This is a genomic window from Arthrobacter sp. NamB2 (assembly GCF_005281365.1).
Classification (GTDB): domain Bacteria; phylum Actinomycetota; class Actinomycetes; order Actinomycetales; family Micrococcaceae; genus Arthrobacter_D.
The window spans coordinates 250,928-267,473 of record NZ_SZWI01000003.1 but is presented as its reverse complement, the minus strand read 5'-3'; the positions used below and the strand labels follow the sequence as shown (position 1 = coordinate 267,473).

General features: G+C 66.3%; 15 protein-coding genes. 6 read left to right on the top strand and 9 right to left on the bottom strand.

Annotated elements, in window-relative coordinates:
* The first annotated feature begins 1,356 nt into the window (after window positions 1-1,356).
* On the top strand, window positions 1,357-1,665 hold the full coding sequence (locus FDK12_RS15050; protein WP_189636295.1) for a hypothetical protein: 309 nt from the start codon (window positions 1,357-1,359) through the stop codon (window positions 1,663-1,665).
* A complete protein-coding gene (locus FDK12_RS15450; protein WP_137369033.1) occupies window positions 1,608-2,045 on the top strand; it encodes a response regulator transcription factor in 438 nt (145 codons plus the stop codon). The genes FDK12_RS15050 and FDK12_RS15450 overlap by 58 nt, the downstream gene beginning before the upstream one ends.
* Here the strand turns inward: FDK12_RS15450 and FDK12_RS07725 are convergent.
* Window positions 1,934-2,629 (bottom strand): alpha/beta fold hydrolase, encoded by a 696-nt coding sequence (locus FDK12_RS07725; RefSeq protein WP_262983302.1) that lies wholly within the window; start codon window positions 2,627-2,629, stop codon window positions 1,934-1,936. The genes FDK12_RS15450 and FDK12_RS07725 overlap by 112 nt on opposite strands.
* Before the next feature lie 240 nt (window positions 2,630-2,869).
* On the opposite strand from FDK12_RS07725, the gene FDK12_RS07720 reads away from it, so the two are divergent.
* Together FDK12_RS07720 and FDK12_RS07715 are read left to right on the top strand one after the other, a co-directional pair.
* A complete protein-coding gene (locus tag FDK12_RS07720; protein ID WP_137369032.1) occupies window positions 2,870-3,370 on the top strand; it encodes an SRPBCC family protein in 501 nt (166 codons plus the stop codon).
* A 182-nt stretch (window positions 3,371-3,552) separates the two neighbouring features.
* Complete coding sequence (locus tag FDK12_RS07715) at window positions 3,553-4,101, top strand: hypothetical protein (protein ID WP_137369031.1); 549 nt, start codon at window positions 3,553-3,555, stop codon at window positions 4,099-4,101.
* A gap of 68 nt (window positions 4,102-4,169) precedes the next feature.
* Here FDK12_RS07715 and FDK12_RS07710 read toward each other — a convergent pair whose 3' ends face one another.
* The 3 genes from FDK12_RS07710 to FDK12_RS07700 form a co-directional block, all read right to left on the bottom strand.
* Window positions 4,170-4,937 carry a hypothetical protein gene (locus tag FDK12_RS07710; protein ID WP_137369030.1) on the bottom strand — a complete coding sequence of 256 codons (768 nt, stop codon included), beginning with the start codon at window positions 4,935-4,937 and terminating at the stop codon, window positions 4,170-4,172.
* Window positions 4,938-5,232: 295 nt separating this feature from the next.
* Entirely contained in the window at window positions 5,233-6,690 is a 1,458-nt protein-coding gene (locus FDK12_RS07705) for a hypothetical protein (protein ID WP_137369029.1), read from the bottom strand.
* On the bottom strand, window positions 6,683-7,657 hold the full coding sequence (locus tag FDK12_RS07700) for a hypothetical protein (RefSeq protein ID WP_223263161.1): 975 nt from the start codon (window positions 7,655-7,657) through the stop codon (window positions 6,683-6,685). Before FDK12_RS07700 ends, FDK12_RS07705 begins: the two co-directional genes overlap by 8 nt.
* 356 nt (window positions 7,658-8,013) lie before the next feature.
* Between FDK12_RS07700 and FDK12_RS07695 the strand changes: the two genes are divergently transcribed.
* Window positions 8,014-9,477 carry a DUF1524 domain-containing protein gene (locus FDK12_RS07695; protein ID WP_137369027.1) on the top strand — a complete coding sequence of 488 codons (1,464 nt, stop codon included), beginning with the start codon at window positions 8,014-8,016 and terminating at the stop codon, window positions 9,475-9,477.
* A 96-nt stretch (window positions 9,478-9,573) separates the two neighbouring features.
* Here FDK12_RS07695 and FDK12_RS07690 read toward each other — a convergent pair whose 3' ends face one another.
* The 4 genes from FDK12_RS07690 to FDK12_RS07675 form a co-directional block, all read right to left on the bottom strand.
* Window positions 9,574-10,671, bottom strand: a complete 1,098-nt coding sequence (locus FDK12_RS07690; RefSeq protein ID WP_137369026.1) for a PQQ-dependent sugar dehydrogenase — start codon at window positions 10,669-10,671, stop codon at window positions 9,574-9,576.
* A 200-nt stretch (window positions 10,672-10,871) separates the two neighbouring features.
* Window positions 10,872-12,017 carry a hypothetical protein gene (locus FDK12_RS07685; RefSeq protein WP_137369025.1) on the bottom strand — a complete coding sequence of 382 codons (1,146 nt, stop codon included), beginning with the start codon at window positions 12,015-12,017 and terminating at the stop codon, window positions 10,872-10,874.
* Window positions 12,018-12,250: 233 nt separating this feature from the next.
* Entirely contained in the window at window positions 12,251-13,276 is a 1,026-nt protein-coding gene (locus FDK12_RS07680; protein ID WP_223263160.1) for a nitronate monooxygenase, read from the bottom strand.
* 32 nt (window positions 13,277-13,308) lie between these two features.
* On the bottom strand, window positions 13,309-14,007 hold the full coding sequence (locus FDK12_RS07675) for a helix-turn-helix transcriptional regulator (protein WP_137369024.1): 699 nt from the start codon (window positions 14,005-14,007) through the stop codon (window positions 13,309-13,311).
* 73 nt (window positions 14,008-14,080) lie between these two features.
* Between FDK12_RS07675 and FDK12_RS07670 the strand changes: the two genes are divergently transcribed.
* Window positions 14,081-14,821 carry an alpha/beta fold hydrolase gene (locus FDK12_RS07670; protein WP_137369023.1) on the top strand — a complete coding sequence of 247 codons (741 nt, stop codon included), beginning with the start codon at window positions 14,081-14,083 and terminating at the stop codon, window positions 14,819-14,821.
* A gap of 30 nt (window positions 14,822-14,851) precedes the next feature.
* On the opposite strand, the gene FDK12_RS07665 is transcribed toward FDK12_RS07670, so the two are convergent.
* Complete coding sequence (locus tag FDK12_RS07665; RefSeq protein WP_137369022.1) at window positions 14,852-16,447, bottom strand: alpha-amylase family glycosyl hydrolase; 1,596 nt, start codon at window positions 16,445-16,447, stop codon at window positions 14,852-14,854.
* Between the last annotated feature and the right edge of the window lie 99 nt (window positions 16,448-16,546).

Here is a 16,546-nt window from a genome sequence, read left to right as displayed (position 1 = left end):
AAGGATCGAGGACGCAAAGAGAGGCGTACTCAAACGACCGAACGTCCGGGGCCCCGACCCATCAACCCAAGTGCGCGGCCAATCCCACGAGTCGCCAGGGCTCCCTTATTTCGCGGGATTTCCGTGCACTGTTCGGGGTTGACGGCCCCACCCTCGATCGGCTGCGACGGCCGGGGGCCCGTCCAGGCGCCGGCGACGCTCTAGTTGGGGAGGTTCGTGCTCCTGCGGCCGCCACGGTGGCCACGGCCCCCCCCCGCCCGCCCGGCACCAGCCGGTTCAACGTGTCCTCTTTTGCCGGGTCCATCATTCTGGCCGGCGCGATAGTCGATGCGTTGCTAATGCAGCCAGACCCCAGGACGCGTTCTTCACTGTCATTCGGTTTTCTGTTGCCGGGGGCTCAATCACCGCCAGCGGCAGCGGGGACCCGCCGAAGCTCCTCCAACCGCTGCTGCCAACGCTGCGTGTCCTGCGCCTAACGCGTCGTAGGCGTGTCTCAACCCAGGGGGACCGCCAGCGCGTCCCGGTACACGGGGAAGAGGGTCCCAGGGTCCCTCAGCGGCCCGTCGGCGACCGTCCGCCAGCCATGATCCAAGCGCCCGCTCCCGCGCAGTTTTCCCGTGCCTGACCGGCAGCAGGGACTGCACTGCTATGGGCCGTCCGGTAACTCCGCAAGAGTTAAAGAGGTCAGCAAGCCTCACCTGCGGGAGCTGCTTCTGTAGGGCTAGGGCTTGGAAACCAGGGGCAAAGCCAAGGGCCCTTTGGAGGATTTAGGGGGCTCGGGAGGCCATCCTAGGTGACGAAAAAGTGACGAAACCGTCGATGATCGAGCGACATCTGAGGGAATGTACAGGAATCCGGAGACGTCAACTTAACCAGCGAAAAACCCCGGAAACCCCTAAAACAAGGGGCTGTCCGGGGTTTATCCCGAGCTTCCTATCAGAATCGAACTGATGACCTTTTCATTACGAGTGAGAGGCGCTGACGGTCCCGGTGCGGTACTGCCCTACGACACCACCGGCATCACGGCCGTCATCGAGGACAACGGCCGTGGGTTCGAGGGCCAGGGGAGCACGGATTTGAAGGGCAGCCAGCTCGGCCTGCACGGCATGGCAGCCCGGGCTCACTACCTGCGGGGCGAACTCCACGTGGAGTCGACACTGGGCTGGGGGGGGGTGGGGGCATCCGGGCGCAGGTACCGTACTCCTCGAACGGTGACGCCTCCCGCGAGCGGTGGAAGGTCCTCGTCGCCTGCACCCAGCCCCTTCTCCGGGCCGGGCTCGTCCGGCTGCTCGAGACGTCCGAGCCGTCGGTGCAAATCCTGGGCAAGTTCGGACGCTCGAGGACCTCACCGAATCGGTGTCCCTGCTGCAGCCGGACATGATCGTCCTCGATGAGCACCTGCTGGCCCGGTATGCCGAAGCCCGGGCCATGGACGCGGATACTGTCGAGCGGCCGGTGGTCGCCGTCGTCGACCATTTCGCGGACGAACTGCTGGCGGCCGCGGCGTCGTCGGGCGTGCGCGGCTTCCTTCCACTTTCTTCCACGCCCGCGGAGGTGGCGCGCGTCGTCGTCGCCGCCGCTCGGGGGACGCCCTGCTGGACGAGGCGATGTTCACGCGGCTCACGGAGAGTCGCGCGGCGGAGACAGGCGAGACGAAATCCTTGACGGCCCGCGGACTCGAGGTACGGGACCTCGTGGCCGAAGGGCTCGCGGACAAGCAGATCGCCACGCGGCTCGCCATCTCGGTGAAGACGGTCGAGAAGCACGTGAGCGCCATGCTGCGGAAGACCGGGGCACATAACCGCACCATGCTGGTGGGGCTGCAGCACCAGGTCAGGCAATCGCGAACTCCAGGTAGGCGGCGGCGCCGGTCCTCAGCTTACGTACTGAGGCGCCACCAGCACGCTTGCTGGATATGCGGCTCGGAGAAGGGCTACGACCCAGCGGCGGTGGCGTCGAGGATGAACCGGGCTGTCTCCTGCGGCTGGTCCCAGTGCGGGAAGTGCCCGCAGTCCTCGAAGACGTGCAGGGTGGCGTCCGGATAGAGGGACATGGCGACGGCGGCCTCGCTGAGCGGGGTCACCCTGTCCGACCGGCCCCAGCCGAACGCCAGCGTGCCCTTGACCGTCCCCTGTGGCGCGCCTGCCTGGCGCGGTCCGTGCGCGAGAGACTTGCGCGCTTCGTCAAGACTGGGTGAAGTGGCGAATCCGCGAAGCTCCGTCAGGACGAGGTCCGGATCGAGCTTCCAGGGGGCCGCGGAGAACTGGGCGAGCAGCGCCGTCCGGCCCGCTGCCTGCTGAACGAGTGACGGCAGGACGGGCTGGAGCCGCCGTACCAGTGCGATGGACGCGGTGATGCTTGCGTTGAAGACGCGCACCTGGATGTCATTCCAGAATCCTCCGGAATAGAGGGCGACGACGTTCCCGGCGTGACCTCGCCGCGCCATCTCGACAACGATCCGCGCGCCCATCGAGCTTCCTACGATATCGGCGTCGCGCAGGTTCTCCTGCTCGAGGAACTGCTCGACGGCGTCGGTGAGGGTAGCGACAGTTACCTCGCCCGTGAGCGGCGCGCTGCGGCCGAACCCCGGAAGATCGATCGCGATGACCTCGCGCTGTTCCTGCAGCAAGGGGGACCACGGGGTCCCAGTTCCGAAGGCCCGAGCCGAGCCCATGTACGAGGACGAGGGGCTCCCCAGCGCCGGTTCGTTCGGTGTTCAACATGAAGGGGCCTTTCGTAACCAGCGCGAAAGGCCAGTCTATGCGGGCTTACAGCGGTGCAGCCGATCCCTGCGGTCGTGAGGGCCCGGGCTATCCGTCCTGGAGGCGACTCCCGCAGGACGAGGGAATTCTTCTGTGAGAATGGGCGCATGAGTTCGACAGAGACCCGCCATTACCAGGAGTCCGTCACGATTCAGGCGCCGGTGAAAAGCGTCTACGACCTGGTCTCCGATATCACCCGCACCGGCGAGTGGAGTCCGGTGTGTACGCGGTGCTGGTGGGAGGACGACGCCTCTGCAGGGCAGGTCGGCGCCTGGTTCACTGGGCGCAACGAGCTCCCGCACCGCACCTGGGAGACCCGGTCGCAGGTCGTGGCCGCAGAGCCAGGTCGCGAGTTCGCCTGGGTGGTCGGCGGCGATCGAGTCCGCTGGGGCTACACGCTGACGCCGGCCGGCACCGGGACCACCCTGACCGAATCCTGGGATTTCCTGCCGGGCGGCATCGCCATGTTCGAGGAGAAGTTCGGGGACGATGCGCCCGCGCAGATCCTTGACCGGACCCAGCAGGCACTCGAGGGCATCCCGCAGACGCTCGGCGCCATCAAGCGCATCGCCGAGTCCGGCACGTCGCGCGAGGATGACCGGTCCTAGCGTGCTGCGGCTGACCGTCAGAGCACGGTGTCTTGAATCAGTCCGATCGACGAGGAGATATAACCTTGAAGTGACGTGTCCAAGCTCTGATCTTCGGCACGCATTCAATTCATCTCTATGGGGGTACTTCTTTGGATCCATTGGGCAGCATGAGCCCCGACGCACTTCGCACCATTCCATGGGTGGCAGCGGCCCTCGTCGCACTAGTCTTCGGCTTTTGGCGTCCACGCAGCCTCCACTGGATCGCGGTCGGAGCAGTTCTTCTCTTCGCTGCTTTGAACGCGGCCGCCGGGATCTACGTCCTGAGCAACTTCAACGATTCCCGGTGGTCCCCGGGTCGCGATCAACCGCTGAGCGCTCCATCGCTCTCCGAAACGCCTCTCGTGGGGGAGTTCCTAGTGCCTCTGGACGCCGCTATGGAAGGGGTAGTGGGAGGGGTGAATGACTTCCGGTCCTTCCAGCAGGCTCTTCCCATCGTGCTCGAGTTCTTTGCTGCTTCTGGATGGGCGTTGCTGGTGTCATTCCCCCTCGTGATTCTCGCCGCGGGCCTCGGTTTCCTTGCTGCACAGCGCCGGAAGGCGGACTTCAGGAAGTTCCGGGCGACGGTCGATTCGCTGAGGGATGAGCTCGAGCAGATCAAGTTGCAGCTCTCATCAGGAAGTACCAGTGCTTCGGCCATCCCTCTACGGGATGGCGGGCCGGAAACCAGATCCCAGGCGACGCGCGGGTGAGGCGAATTCGGCGATCGACCGCACCTCGTGCCACGTGACGTTGAGATGAGATGAATAACGGGAATCACCTACTCATCGCCGCCCTTCAGCACGTCGACGTGCACGTGGTCCACGTGCCGCAGGATCTCGTTGGCTGGAGCCGGTGCGTCGTAGGGGTGCCATCGACCCCGAGCGATGCGAGCACTCCAAAACTGGTCGTCGAAGATGACGTACTGGATGTCTAGCTCCTCGGCGTGCGCCACCAGCCAATGGGACAGCATCCACCCCGCGCGCCGGTTCTCCTCTGATACGGGACGGAAGAACACGTCGATTGCACGTCCGTCGTAATGCGTCGATTCCTCTCCGTGTCCTTGCCCGACACCACCCGGCGCGAAACCGCCCAGGTTCTGCTCGCCGAATACCTCGGTCATCGCCGTCCGTACCTGCTCGGCGCGGGGAGTCAGACCGGAGGCGGTCATCTCCTCCACCTGTAGATCCTCATCGACCGGGCCCCTGCAACTCAGCACCGGCCCTGCGTCCCCCGAAGGTCCTTGGGCTAAGGCCCGCAGCACGACGTCGTCGATGTTCGAGGTGTCGGAAGCCTCGGCGCCACGGGCTCGCAGTGCCACCGCAGTCGTCGCAAGCTTGGCCTCTTCGCGATCGAGCCCGACATCCCCGTCCGCCGTCTGCACAACGCAGTCCGCGGCACCAAGGAGTGGGCCGCCACCGGAACGCAAGCCGCCCAGGAGGCTGGGCCCCAGGATCGCCAGCGCTGCTGCGATGGCGCCGAGCAGGAGGACAGTGACGAGCGCGCGGACCGGGCGGCGTCGATGTCTGGCGGTTGCGCTGCCGGTCATGTCCACTGTCCGTCTCCAGACAGTCGGGGGACGGGAAGCGTAGGCTGCCCGGTCGCGTCGTGCCCGCGAGCCGGAACCGCGGCTGACTTGCTCATACGTCCGATCCATCCTTCGAGGCACGTCTCCTTCCTAGCGAAGTGGTGCCATGCCTCTCTAAGAGTTAATCGACCCTCAGCGTCATCGGTTCCCTTGGAGGCCAAGCTAGCGATCACAATGAGGAACGGTTTCACCCCCGGTAGGGGTCAAGAGATGCAGGGGGAGCGGAGAGAACATCCCCGGAGCAGTCCCTATGCAATTAGTCGAGGAAGTAGGCGTGAATCTTCTCTTCGGAGTCCAGGATCTCTTCAGCAGGGACGCCGCACCGTTGTGCAAGCTCGGCTGATCCAAGGAGCGCAACCTGCATGTCAGGCGAGAAGGCTCGTTCGAGCAGTACGAGATAGTCTGCCATGCTCTCGTCCAGCTTTTGTATGAGTTCCTGGTGCTCGGCGGTGAGTTGCTCGTCGAGGACGCGTTGCTCGTCCAGGTAACGCTCGATCAGCTCGGTCTCTCGCTTGGAGAGGGACGATGCGACCGTCCTGTACATGATGGTGCCGACTGTGTTGCCGATGACGGCGCCGAGTACGGGAACGGGTATGAGCGCCTGACCGACGAAGGAGGACAGCGCGCTGACGGCGGCTTCCAAAGACAAGAGCTCTGCGTTTTCGATGAACTCGAGCTCGTCGATCTCGCCTCGGCGAAGCTTGTTCGCCTGCTCTGCGATACCGAAGGACGCAGTGACGACTGAGCTGGCGACCGCGGCTGACGTGGCCGTGAAGTTCGTCAACGCATAGATGCTGGAGCCTCGGATCCCACCTTTGCCGAAGCTCAGGCCGGTTTCGCCTGCGATGTCGAGCCAGTCCTGCTGAGTGAACTCCCGAAGCTGCTTCCCTTCCCGCTTCTTGGCGACTATGGCCAGCACGAAGGCTGTCCCGCCCTCGAAAGCGGCGGCTGTAACGGTCGCCGATGCTCCTTCTCGCAGAGTCGGCCGGCTCTCCTGATATGCGTTGTCACGCAGAGACCGGTCAGTGGAACGAAGCGAATTTCCCTCGGCCGTCATAGTGGACTCGTAGGTGCCCTTTTGGACTTGACGGTACTCAAGCGTCGAAGGTTCGAGCGATTCAAGGTCGATCGACCCCTGCCGGAAGAACGCGTCGATCCGTCGCCAGTCCGTGAAGGACGGCCCATCGCCGCTGCGCGCCAGCTTTCCTGCTTCCTCCGGTGACATGGAGCGCAGGCGTTCAACCATTTCAAAGTGGTCACGGGGAATCTGGTACTTCCCGCCGTTCTTCACGTAGTCGGGGTACTTTTCAAGGTGCTCGGCGATTGCTCCCAGTGAGAAGCGACCTCCCGATGCGACAAACTTCTGCTGGATGTTCACACCGTTGCGGATAAGGTCCACGGGCCCGTTGTCGTTGACCCACTGGTAGACAGAATCGTCGCCGAGAATCTGCTTGCGGGCATTGCCGATACCCACCTCCGCGAGCTCCGCGATGAAGCCGTGCATGCCGTGTTGACCTCCGCGATTGGAGGTGACCACCTCGAGATCGATCCTTTTGGCAGCTTCAGCGATGCTGCTCAGTGCGTTCAGGAGGTTTTCATCCTGCTGTCTGAACGAGGTCAGAAGCTGGTCAATGCGTACCTGATTGAGGTAGTTCACCCAGGAGGCAACGGCCTGCTCCTGGTTGCTCTTGATGAACTTCGTGAAGTCATTCATCTCTGACGACCCACTCAACTCGCTTAGACAGCAGAGCCGCGCACGACTTCGTGTTGTTCACGAGGGCTGCCAAGCGGTCCTGCTGGGACAGCGAAAGCGAACGAAAATCAGCGCCAAAACACGCCAACGCTTCACTATAGGAGCCCATCAACTCGATACGCAGCGCCGTTGTCTTCTGAAGGAGATCATCAATCTGAGCGTCGCCGCCCTTGACCGATGCGATGTTTCGTTTGAGCGCAGCTAGCGCTTCCTGCTTTGCCTCCCGAGTCTCCAATTTCTTCTTCGAAAGCAGTGCGATGGATGCGAGGAGGGAAGCCCCTGCGACGGTCCATCCAACAGGGCCGGCCAGCGCCAGCAAAGCGCCGCCTGCGGCAGTGCCACCACCTCCGGCAGCCAGGGCGCCACCGCCCAGCCAGGCGAGAGCGGCGTTGCTCGCAGCCGCCCCGGAGAGAGTGGAAATCGCGGTGCCAGTGGACGCAGCACCGAAAGTAGTGGCAACCCACATGGCAGCCGTCGGTGCAACGCTTACGACTGCAGCTCCCGTTGCAAACCCGGCTCCAGCGCCGGCAGCGGAACGCTTCGCAGCTTCGAGATCCTTGCGTGCAAACTCCTCCGCATCCAGGAACTGGGCTCTTTGGGCGTCGATCTCACCCAAAGAGGCCTCGAACGACTTCGGCGTGTTCGCGATGCTGTTCACCAGCAATTCAACGAGCTCGATCAGGTCCGCCGAGCGTTCGCGCTGGCGCAGGAGTGCACCTCCCTTATCGCTCATCTCGGTAAAGGCGACGTTGTACTCCGCTATGACCTCTTCGTAAGGGTCAGCTGCCTTCAGAACCAATTTCTCAACTTGCTCTTTGGCGCCTTCTGTAGCGCCTTTAGCGGCCTCTTTGACGCTTCCAACCTGCTCGGCGATGTGCGTGGAAGCGCCTCGCAGGGCTTTGCCGAGGTTGTCCCTAGTGCGGCTCACGCGATGCCGTCCTTGACGTAGCTCACAAGACATTGCTCAGCCATTTGTCCCCATCTCCATTTCCATCTGTTACTCAGAGAAGAGTATCGACTGCAGGTGACAACGATCACGAGCAAGCTCGCTAAATTACGGGAGAACCATGCTTGCCATATGGGCTGACCGCCGTGAACTGAGCCCCTTCAGGTCGCGTCGACGAAGCGAACTGCGCCAGAGGGGTTTAGCGCTGATCGTGATCAATACTGCCCTAACTGATCGACGTCCCCTTTAGGGTGAACACGGCGGGTCGGGTGGCAACCGGGCCCGTCGTCGGGTCCCGCTCGAAACCAATTACTGCTGGTAAAGGCCCTATGCTTCGAATGGCCGTCTGGTTACTCGACGGCATCGCTGATCTCGTTTCGACCTATGGGGCTCCTATCTCTTCGTCATCCTTTCCGCCTGCCCGTAACCCGTTGTCGACCAAGCCGAAGGTGCGCACCTCGACGGCGATCGTCGGTGGCGTGGCCCTGTTCCTCGTCGTCATCGGTCTCATCACCAGCGGCCTCAGCGGCGCACTCATCATGGCCGCGCTCTTCGCCCTCTTCACGGGCCTCTACACGCTCCTGACCAACCGGCCGTCCTGGGTAGGGCTGGCCGGACGCGCGGCGGGAGCGATGACCGCAGGAGCCGCCGTCGTCGTCCTCCTCGTTGGCACCGCCATCGCGCCGGCGTCGGAGTCGGTCCCCACGGCCGTCGCCGAGGCGACCGAGCAGGCCGAGCCGACCAGCACGCCGAGTGCCAGCGCATCGCCGACCGCGACTGCCTCGGCCAAGCCGACGCCGTCACCGACGCCCAGCGCGACACCATCGGACGTCGCTCCGCTCGACTCGGGCACCGTCGCGACCGTGGCCGGTTCGCCGCGGGCGCCGTCGGAGCAGCCTGCCGCCAACACCACGGCACTAGCCCTGCTGGAGACGCTGCCCATCAAGGGCCGCGCACCGAAGACCGGCTACGACCGGGAGCAGTTCGGGCAGGCCTGGGCCGACGTCGACCGCAACGGCTGCGACACGCGCAACGACATGCTGAACCGGGACCTGACGGACATCGTCCACGCCAACTCGGTGCCCTGCAAGGTGCAGTCAGGCGTGCTCGACGACCCCTACACCGCGACCGTCATCGCGTTCCAGCGCGGTCAGGCGACGAGCACCAAGGTGCAGATCGACCACGTTGTCGCCCTCTCCGACGCCTGGCAGAAGGGTGCGCAGCAGCTCACCCTCGACCAGCGCATCGCGTTCGCGAACGACCCGCTGAACCTGCAGTCGACCGACGGACCGGCGAACCAGCAGAAGGGTGCTGGCGACGCCGCGACGTGGCTGCCGCCGAACACCTCCTACCGCTGCGAGTACGTGGCGCGGCAGGTCTCGGTCAAGGCGACCTACGCGCTGTGGGTTACGCAGGCCGAGCACGATGCCATGGTGCGCATCCTCTCCGACTGCAACGGCATCCTCGCGCCGACGAATCAGGTCGCCCCCTCGATCGCCCAGCCGACCGAGCCGGTGCAGGCTGAGGCGCCCGCGCCGGTCGTGCCGGAGCCCGTAGCCCCGCTTCCAGTCGCTCCCGCACCTGCCCCGGCCCCCGTTGCTCCTGCTCCGCTGGCTCCTGCCCCCGGTGCTCCCGAGCCCGTAGCGCCGGCACCTGCGCCAGTAGCCCCGGCCCCGGCTGCTCCCTACTACGCCAATTGCTCGGAAGTCCGCGCGGCGGGCGCGGCACCCATCTACGCCGGGACGCCCGGTTTCCAGCCGAAGTTCGACCGCGACAACGACGGCGTCGGCTGCGACAGCTAGCGGCAGCACCAGAACCAGCGAGAACCAACGACGGCGGGGCAGTCACGCACAGTGGCCGCCCCGCCGTCGTTGCTCACCAGCGCTTCCCCCGCGACGTCAGGCCGGGATGTCGATACTGATGATGCGGTCGTCGCCCGGCTGCGGCTTACCGCGCCCGCTGGTGTTGTTGGTGAGCACCCACAAGCGGCCGTCCGGTGCTTCAATCACCGCCCGGAGGCGACCGTACTCACCCATCAGGTACTCGGTGCTGGTGGCGGGGTCGCTCACGGGAACAGCGCTCAGCCTCTCCCCGCGGAGGTTCGCAATGAAGACCGTGTTACCGGCCACCGTGATCCCGCTCGGACTCGCGTCGGCCGGGCTCCATTGCTGCACCGGATCCACGAAGCCCTCCTCGTCCGCGATGCCCTCGACGACCGGCCAGCCGTAGTTCTCGCCGGCCTCGATGACGTTCAGTTCGTCCCACGTGTTCTGCCCGAACTCGCTCGCGAACATGGTGCCGTCCGCTGCCCAGGCGAGACCCTGGACGTTGCGGTGACCATGGCTGAAGACGAGGGAGTCGGGGTAGGGGTTATCTGCGGGGACGTCACCGTCCGGCGTCATGCGGAGGATCTTCCCTGCGAGCGAGTCGAGGTCCTGTGCGCTGTCCGGTTCACCAGCGTCGCCCACCCCGGCATACAGCATGCCGTCGGGCCCGAAGGCGATGCGGCCTCCGTTGTGGTTGCTGCTCGACGGCAGCTCGTCGACGAGGGTCTCGGCGTCCCCTAGGGCCAGGGAACCGGGGGCGCCGTCGAGCGTCAGACGCTGAATCCGGTTGCCGTCCGTGCCGGTCGAGTAGGCGTAGAGGCGGTCGTGGTCGTCGACGGCGAGACCGAGCAGGCCACCCTCGCCGCCGTGTCGCACCCCCTCGACCGTGCCGACCTCCCGTCGGTTGCCCGCGCTGTCGAGTTCGACAATCCGGGCGGTGTCGCGCTCGCTGATGAGGAGGGTGTCGCCGAGGAATGCCATGGACCAGGGCAGGGCCAGGCCAGTCGTGATGTCCTGGACCTCGGCCGCTGCGCTTCCGCCGCCGGTGGATGCTGTCGGTTCCCCCGAAGCGTCCTCGGACGGCGCTGCATCACCGCCGGTCGTGCAGCCGGCGGCAAGGACGGCGACGACGAGGCCCGCGGAAGCGGCGAGGGAAAGGCGTCTCAGCATGGCTCGGCTCTTTTCCAGTGGGCTGGCAATGGCGGGTAAGTCAGGTAGCTATGCCCAATGTAAGCCGAACGCCGACGCAATAGTCTGGGAGTATCCGGTGCACAGTCCTGGTGGCATGCGCTGCTGAGCGCAGCCCTCAATGCGGGCCAACTGCGATGCCTAAGTGTCAGCAATCGGGGTTGGAGATCGCTGGCCGCCCGTCACCCCCGGCTGAAAGCCGGAGCGCTGACGCGTTCGAAGGGCGACTCTGCTGCGCCGGTCCAGCGGTACAGGTTGAGCACGGCGGTGTGCTTCGTGACGCCGTCCTCGACGACCCGCCCCTGCGTGGCGATGTAGAAGTAACCACCGCCGAGGGACTCCATGCCGACGTCGGCCGTGAAGTTCCAACCGCGGATACCAGTGGTCTCGTGCCGCAGCCCCTGTTGCAGCAGCGGAAGGAGAAGCCCTTCCTCGTAGGTGGGCTGGCCCTCGAGGACACCCCAGGTGGGGCGGGACGAGCCGTCGATCGCGTACAGCGAGTAGTTGGGGAACTGCTCCTTGACGCCCCTGTAGACACCCATCAGCCACGTGTGGGTGAAGGCGTCGTAGTTCAGGTTCTGCACGCCGTACGTGGTGTTGCCCGTGTAGACGAAGTACTTGCCGTCGGTGGTCGCCGGGCCACTGGTGTGCGGAGCGGCCTGCGTGAGGGGCTGCTCGTACTTCTTCCAGCGCGTGATGTCGTACTGCAGCAGCACCTGGTGGTCGTTGTCGTCGCGTTCGGTGTTGGAGTAGACGCCGTAGGCGACCGTGAGCAGCTGCTTGCCGTTCTTGCGCCCGAAGGCCGGCCCGAAGGAGACGCCGTCGATCCCGCTGCTGCCGTACCGGTGGTCCGGCGTGTTCGCGATGTTGCCGTCGAAGACGCCGTTGCCGTCCATGTCCGCGGTGAAGTCCTGCACCACCTCGTCGAGGTAGACCGCGGTGACGATGCCGTCCGTCTCTGCGTCCATGTCAATCCCGGTGATCTTGTCCACGTCGAAGATGGCGATGTAGAAGGACTCGGCCGCCTTGTACTCCAGTGACCCGTAGACGCGCCCGTCCTTCTCGTTGAAGTCGAGGTCGCCGAGGTGCCCGGTGAAGCCCGTGACGGTGCCGAGCACGGTGCCGTCGAGGTCCGTCTTCACGAGCATCGAGGTGAAGGAGTAGTAGACGAACTCGTTCTCGGTGTCGACGGCGATGCCCTGCACGTGGCCGGCGGGCCAGGCGCCGCCGTCGATCGTGGCAGGGAAGTCCTCGAGGGCGGGCTTCGCGGCCCCGGTGACCATGACGGCGGACAGCAGAAGGGTAAAGGCGCGGACGATTGCTTTCACGGGAAGGCTCCTCGTCGGGCAGCGGTGGTGTCGCTTCCACGCTGTCGAGGGCGAGTCACGGGCGGGTGGCCTCAGCGGAACCCCGAGGTGAACAGCCCGCGAAGGCTGGAAACCCGAGGGGCAAGAAAGCGTCACTCAGCGGACGGCGCCGTCAAAAACACAGGCTTGTCGCGACGATTCTTCAACGCATCGTCGCGCCACGGGAGCAGCAGCCCGAGGGCAGCGATCGGGTATCAGGGTGCGAGGTCCGCGACGATGTCGGCGGCCGGACCGCAGCGGGTGGCGCGATAACCGGTGCCGGCCCAGAGGTGCAGGGCCTGCAGGTCGTGGTTGGCTGCCGCGGCGCGGATCGGCGCGGTCATGGAGTGGATCTGCGGGTAGGCGTGGCTGCTGCGGTCGTGGCGGTCCATGAACCTGTTCCGCAGCCCGCGGGCCGGTCTGCCGGTGAAGGCCCGGGTGACCTTGGTTTCGGTGAACGCAGGGTCCTGCAGCGCGGAGCGATGGGCAGGGTTGGTCCCTGCCTCGTCCGCGAGCAGCAGGGCGGTCCCGACCTGGACGGCGGCGGCACCGGTCTCCAGGATCGCGCGGACCTGGTCGCGGGAGCTGATCCCGCCACCTGCGATCAGCGGAAGGTCGACGGCGTTCCTGATGGCGCCGATCAGTTCGGGGAGCGGCTCGATGCCGGGCTCGGCGGCAGGATCGAAGGTGGCGCGGTGGCCGCCGGCCTCCGGCCCCTGCACGATGAGGATCTGCGCCCCGCGGTCGGCGGCGGTCCGTGCCTCGTCCGCGGTGGTGACCGTGACCGCGGTGTGGATGCCGAGTGCGTTCAGCTCGTGCAGCACGTCCGCATGTGGGCAGTCGAAGGTGAAGGACACGACGTCGGGTTTCAGGTCCCGGACCACGTCGAGTTTGCCGTGTAGCGCGTCGTCGTCCCATATCGGTCTGCCGACCTCGACGCCGAACCGGTCGGCGTACTGCTGCAGTTCCTGCCGGTACGTCTCGAGCTCGTTCTCGTCAGGATTGTTGGCGGCGACGACGAAGAGGTTTACCCCGATCGGCGCCCGGGTGAGGTTCCTGGTGGCGGTGATCTGGTCCGCGAGCTGCTGCGGCGTCTTGTACCCGCCGGCGAGGAACCCCAGGCCGCCCGCAGTGCTCACGGCAGCGACGAGTGCGGGGGTGGATGGACCTCCGGCCATGGGTGCGCCGACGATCGGCCGTTCCAGCTCGAAGGGCAGGGACACAGAACCTGACGACGCCACGCGACTACTTCCTCTCCTGCGGGGCGAGTGACTTAGCTGCCCCCACCGTGCACCGGTCTGGCGTCCGCTGGGGGTTCGCCGACTTCCTGAATGGTATGGCCGCCACAGGCCGTCGCGGTGACGGTGGCCCGCTCGATGCGCGAGACGGTGAACCACCGCATCGCGTTGCGCAGCCGGCACCACCCGATCAGGTACCAGTGGCCGTTCCTCGAGGCGAACAGCACGGGTTCGACGTCGCGGGTGGTGACGGTCCCGTCTCCCGAGAGGTAGCGGATACGGACCACCCGCTGCTCGGCCATCGCCTCCTCCAGTGCTGACCTGACGGTGCGCGAAGGAGAGGCAGGCGCTGTGACCCAGACGCGGCCGGCGAGCTCCTCGGCTCGTGCCCGGGTTCGAGGATCGAGGACGTCCAGGATCTTCTGCATCCCGGTTGCCGCCAGATCGGCGTAGGGGGCGTCGGGTGCAGCGGACACGGCCGCCAGGAGCGCCACCGCCTGCGCCGGAGACAGGCTGACAGGCGGTAGGGACGCGCCTGCAACCAATCCGTAGCCGCCACCTGGACCTGGGCGGGACCATACGGGGGCGCCGCTGTTCTCCAGCGCCGTGAGGTCCCTCTTGATCGTGCGCACGGACACACTGAACTCGTATGCCAGCCGCTCGGCGGGAACTCCCCGCGTGCCACTGCGGCGGAGCAGCTCGGAGAGGGCATGGAGCCGTTCGACGCGCTTCACTGTTTCCAGCCCGAGGAATACATGACATAAATGGTGACATACCGTTGTCCATAGCGCCTGCAAGGGTAGGTCGATGACAACCACGACAAGCAGTCCGATCATCCTTCTCATTGCCGGCCACTGGCTGGGCGCCTGGGCATGGGACGAAGTGCTCGAACACCTGACGGCCGGACGATTCCGCGCGGTCGCGATGACACTGCCCGGTCTTGACCCGAACGATCCGGAGCGTGCGACGAAGACTCTCGACGACCAGGCCGCAGCAATTCAGGATGTCCTGTCCCGAGAGGGGGTCACCAGGGAGCAGCCCGCAATCCTCGTCGCCCACAGTGGTGCGAACGCTCCCGTCAGCCTCGTCCTCGACCGGCATCCAGAGCTTGTTCACCGGGTCGTATGGGTCGACTCCGGCCCGATGGCGCCAGGAAGTGTTTTCGCCCCGGACCTCCCCGTGGAGGTGAAGGAGCTTCCGCTGCCGTCCTTCGACGTCCTCGCACAGCAGGCGAGCCTCGAGGGCCTGACCGCAGAGGTCCTCGAGCGCTTCCAGGCCCGTGCGGTCCCGGAGCCCGGCCCTGTGCTGCGTCAGCCCGTCGAACTCACGAACGATGCCCGCCGCGCGGTGAGGACCACCCTGGTGTGCTGCTCGATCCCGAGCGCGCAGGTACTGGAGCTGACCCGCGCAGGCCATCCCATGTTCGCCGAAGTCGCCCACCTCGAGCACCTCGACGTCATCGACCTCCCGACCGGTCACTGGCCCATGTGGAGCCGCCCCCGCGACCTCGCTGAGGTCATCCAGTCAGCGGCATCTCGAACGAGTTGAGGGGGGACTGGTCCGTTCCGCCGGATGACCCTAGCCCCGCAGCACCCAGGCCGCCGCGTCGGGCGGAAGCAGTCCCTCCGCGGTCAGGGGTGACGACGACACGACGACGTCGCCGGCCGGGAGGCGCACCGATCCCTCGCCCATGGCGACCGCCACGAGGAACTGGTCATTGCGCTCGCACACGAGCAGCCCGCCGTCCTCGACGCGCCACGTGCCGCCGTCGTCCGGCTGGAGGACTTCCTTCTCGAAGAGCTGCTTCCGCAGTTCGAGCGCCGCGATGACGAGGTGCAGGGTAGAGCCGCCGTCCTGCTGGTGCGCCTCGACGGACCGCGAGCCCCACTCCGCCGGAGCGGGCAGCCAGGGTTCTGCCGCACCGCTGGGCGAGAAGCCGAACGCGTTGTCCGGTGCAACCGTCCATGGCAGCGGCACTCGCGCCCCGTCGCGGGACACTCCACCGCGCGTCCACATGGGATCCACCCGGGCCTCGAGCGGGACGTCGACCTCGGGCAGGGTGAGCTCCTGCCCCTGGTAGATGTAGGCGCCGCCGGGCAGCCCGAGGATGGCGAGCAGGCCGGCGCGCGCTCGCAGGGCTCCGCGCTCGCCGCCGCCGAAGCGCGTGGCCGAGCGGACGACGTCGTGATTCTCGAGCGCCCACGTCGGGGGCGCGCCATGCTCCCGCCGGCCCACCTCGAGGTCGGTGCCGACGGCGGCCCACGCCTCGGCGTCCCACCTGAGCTTCACGAACGCGTAGGCGAACGCCTGGTGCAGCTCGTCGTGCCGCGTGTAGCGGGCGGCGCGTGCCGGTTCGAGGTTGACCTCGCCGACGAGCACGCGCTCGGGGGAGTAGGAGGCGGCGACGCGGCGCCACCGTCGGTACACCTCGTGAACCTCCTCCTGGTCGGACACCTGCGCGTTGGAGCGCAGACCGTCCGTCACGGTGGTGGTGCTGGCGGCGTCGGGCAGTCCCTCCGCCTTGACCAGCGCGTGCGCGACGTCGACGCGCAGCCCGTCCACGCCCTTGTCGAACCAGAAGCGGAGCACGCCCTCGAAGTAGTCGCCCACCGCGGGGTTCCGCCAGTTCCAGTCCGGTTGCTGCGGCGAGAAGAGGTGCAGGTACCACTGCAAGTCCGTCTCGGAGGACGGGTCGGCCCGGCTCCAGGCGCGGCCGCCGAAGACGCTCTGCCAGTTGTTCGGCGGAGTGTCGCCGTCGGGCCCGTCCTCGAAGTGGAACAGTTCCCGTTCGAGCGAGCCGGGACCGGCCGCGACGGCGGCTCGGAAGAGGGGGTGCTCGGACGAGCAGTGGTTCGGGACGACGTCGAGGAGGATCCGCAGCCCTAAGGCGTGCGCGGCCGCCAGCAGGTCGTCGAACTGCTGCATGGTGCCGAAGAGCGGGTCGACGCCGCAGTAGTCGCTGACGTCGTAGCCCTGGTCCACCTGCGGCGACGGCTGGAACGGCGTCACCCAGATGCCGTCGACGCCGAGGGACGCGATATACGGCAGGCGGGCCAGTAGCCCGGCGAGGTCACCGACACCGTCACCGTCGCCATCCGCGAAGGAGCGCGGGTAGACCTGGTAGATGACGGCGGCCTGCCACCATCGACGCTCCTCACTCGCGTGGCGGCTCATGCGGCGGCGCCGACCGCAGAAGCCGGCGTGTGCCGACGGCAGTGCTGGGCTTGCATGGATCCAGCCTAGAACGTCGGCACGGGGATCCCGATCCCCCGC

What these genes read in the sequence shown, in the direction of transcription:
- FDK12_RS15450 (WP_137369033.1), top strand. Translation starts at nt 1,608, where the DNA reads ATGTTCACGCGGCTCACGGAGAGTCGCGCGGCGGAGACAGGCGAGACG.
- FDK12_RS07720 (WP_137369032.1), top strand. Translation starts at nt 2,870, where the DNA reads ATGAGTTCGACAGAGACCCGCCATTACCAGGAGTCCGTCACGATTCAG.
- FDK12_RS07710 (WP_137369030.1), bottom strand. Translation starts at nt 4,937, where the DNA reads ATGACCGGCAGCGCAACCGCCAGACATCGACGCCGCCCGGTCCGCGCG.
- FDK12_RS07705 (WP_137369029.1), bottom strand. Translation starts at nt 6,690, where the DNA reads ATGAATGACTTCACGAAGTTCATCAAGAGCAACCAGGAGCAGGCCGTT.
- FDK12_RS07695 (WP_137369027.1), top strand. Translation starts at nt 8,014, where the DNA reads ATGGCCGTCTGGTTACTCGACGGCATCGCTGATCTCGTTTCGACCTAT.
- FDK12_RS07690 (WP_137369026.1), bottom strand. Translation starts at nt 10,671, where the DNA reads ATGCTGAGACGCCTTTCCCTCGCCGCTTCCGCGGGCCTCGTCGTCGCC.
- FDK12_RS07670 (WP_137369023.1), top strand. Translation starts at nt 14,081, where the DNA reads ATGACAACCACGACAAGCAGTCCGATCATCCTTCTCATTGCCGGCCAC.
- FDK12_RS07665 (WP_137369022.1), bottom strand. Translation starts at nt 16,447, where the DNA reads ATGAGCCGCCACGCGAGTGAGGAGCGTCGATGGTGGCAGGCCGCCGTC.